This is a genomic window from Streptomyces sp. NPDC111802, assembly GCF_055634335.1.
The window spans coordinates 1-2,364 of the sequence record NZ_JBVKCZ010000184.1 but is presented as its reverse complement, the minus strand read 5'-3'; the positions used below and the strand labels follow the sequence as shown (position 1 = coordinate 2,364).

The window sequence follows — 2,364 nt, the reverse complement described above, 5'->3', positions numbered from 1 at the left end:
TGTCCGCGTACTCCCTGAAGTGCTCAGCCAAGTACAGATAAACGTGCTCAGCTTTCAGGCAACGTCGGTCTCGCGCTCGATGGCGGCGAGTCGGTTCTTCAGTCGGTAGCTGGGGCCGTTGATCGCGATGACGTCGCAGTGGTGCAGGAGGCGGTCGAGGATCGCGGTGGCGAGGACTTCGTCGCCGAAGACCTGGCCCCATTCGCTGAAGGTCTTGTTCGAGGTCAGGATGATGGAGCCCTTCTCGTAACGCTTGGAGATCACCTGGAAGACCAGGTTCGCCTCGGCTCGTTCGAGGGGCTGGTAGCCGACCTCGTCGACGACGAGAACGCTGGGCCGCAGGTAGGAACGTAGCTTGCTCGTCAGCCGGCCCGCGGCTTCGGCGGTCTTCAGCTGGCGGACCATGTCGTCGAGCGTGGTGAAGTAGATCGAGAACCCGGCCCGGCAGGCCGCGACGGCCAGGGCGACGGCCAGGTGTGTCTTGCCTACTCCAGGCGGCCCCAGAAGAGCTGCGTTGGCCTTCGCCTCGATGAACGAGAGGGTGGCCAGGTCCTTGACCTTGCGCGGGTCGAGTTCGGGCTGGAAGGAGAAGTCGTAGTCGTCCAGTGTCTTGTGGTGCGGCAGCTTCGACAGCCGCAGGCCCTGGCGGAAACGCCGGTCATCGCGGACCGCAAGCTCTTCGGCCAGGACCAGGTCGAGGAAGTCGAAGTAGCCGAGCTTGCCCTCCTCGGCCCGCTCGGCGTACTGGTTCAGGCTCTCGGCCAGGTGGGGCAGGCCGAGCTTGGCGGCCGTGCTGCGGATGCGGGCGGTGACCAGCTGGCTCAACGGGCTTCCCTCGTCGTCGAATTGGTGGTGAAGGGGCGGGTGCCGGTCAGCTCGTCATAGACCGACAACGGACGCCGGCTGACCTCGATGCGGCTGGCGGCGGACCGGTTCAGCAGGGCCTTGAGCGGTCCGGCCTCCTCACCCAGGGCGCCTCGGTGGCGGGGCTGGGGCAGCACGTCGCCGGTGGTGACGCGCCGGTTGTCGCCCTTGGGCAGGCCGTCCCAGTGCCTGTCGTCGACGATGCGGGCGCCGCGGCCAACAGCCCGCGGGTGGACGGCCAGGAGGGTCTCGCCGTTGGCGTCGGCGATGGTGGAGTGCAGGCTGATCTGCGACTTTGTGGCCCGGATCTCGACCAGCTGACGGGCGCGGACCTTGCGGGCCGGCACCGAGTAGAGGTTCGCGTCGAAGGCGACCAGGCAGTCCTTGCCGACGTGCCGCAGATGCCGCTGGGCAACCACATACGGTGTCCTGGGCAGCGGCCGCAAGGCCATGTGGTCACGGACGGCGCGATGCCCGATGACCTCGCTATGGGTGCCGTGGACCTTCGCCCGCCGCATCGGCACCCATGCGGTGAACGCGGCGTCCATCTCCTCGACGGAGGAGAACGCCCGGCCCGCCAGAACATGATCGCGGACGATCAGGACTTGGCGCTCAACCCGTCCTTTCCCGGTCGGGCGATAGGCGGCCAGGACGTCGATGTCGAAGTCGTAGTGCCCTGCGAAAGCCACCGCTTCAGGGTGCAGCGGAACCGCCTCACCAGGAGCGACGTGGCGACGGACAACCGTCTTGGTCCGGTCGTAGACGATCGTCATCGGCACACCGCCGAAGTGCGCGAACCCGCGGCGATGACAGTCGAAGAACGTCGCCAGGTCATGACTGGTGGTGAAGCAGCAGAAAGGGTCGCGCGAGTAGGACAAGGTCATGTGGAACGAATAGACCTTCGGGATCCCGACATGGGCGAGGACCTTGCCCTCGTCGCCCCAGTCGACCTGCGCCTGAGCACCGGGGACGACCTCGAACCGGCGGTGCAGACCCGCGAGTTCGCCGGGGCTGATGCCCAGTTCGTCCGCGATCCGGGGCCGGGCTTCCTGCAAGTAGATCTTCACACGCTGGTAGTTGCCGGTGAAGCCGTACTCTTTGACCAGGCGCTCGTGGACCACCGCCCCTTTGATGAGGATCTCGGCCCGCAGCATCGCGTCGATCAGCGGCGCGACCTCATCCACCACCCGAGCCTTCGGCTTCCCGTTCGGCGCCCGCTTCGGCGGCGCGATCGGTGCCTGCCCCGAAAGGTACTTGCTGACCGTGCGACGGTTCAGTCCGGTCGCCTTGGCGATCTCCGACAGGCTCATCGCCCCGGACTCGTAAAGACCGCGAAAACGCCTCAACTCCAGCCAGCGATGCGGGTCCAGAACCACCGTCAGCCGCCTCTCTGCCACCCCGAAGACACAGGAGCAGACTGCCGAGGCGCCGACCTCACCGCATCAAGAACTGAGCACGTTCATCCGTACGCGGCTGTGTACGTTCACGTGTACGCCGACA

General features: G+C 66.5%; 2 protein-coding genes. Both read right to left on the bottom strand.

The genetic code is table 11. The features are described 5' to 3' along the window. Nucleotides 1-54: 54 nt before the first annotated feature. Nucleotides 55-825 carry an IS21-like element helper ATPase IstB gene (istB, locus tag ACZ7NC_RS45235; protein WP_471498210.1) on the bottom strand — a complete coding sequence of 257 codons (771 nt, stop codon included), beginning with the start codon at nucleotides 823-825 and terminating at the stop codon, nucleotides 55-57. Continuing rightward, the gene (gene istA / locus ACZ7NC_RS45230; RefSeq protein ID WP_471498207.1) at nucleotides 822-2,240 is read right to left on the bottom strand and encodes an IS21 family transposase; all 1,419 of its coding nucleotides are present in this window, start codon (nucleotides 2,238-2,240) and stop codon (nucleotides 822-824) included. Before istA ends, istB begins: the two co-directional genes overlap by 4 nt. Nucleotides 2,241-2,364: the final 124 nt, after the last annotated feature.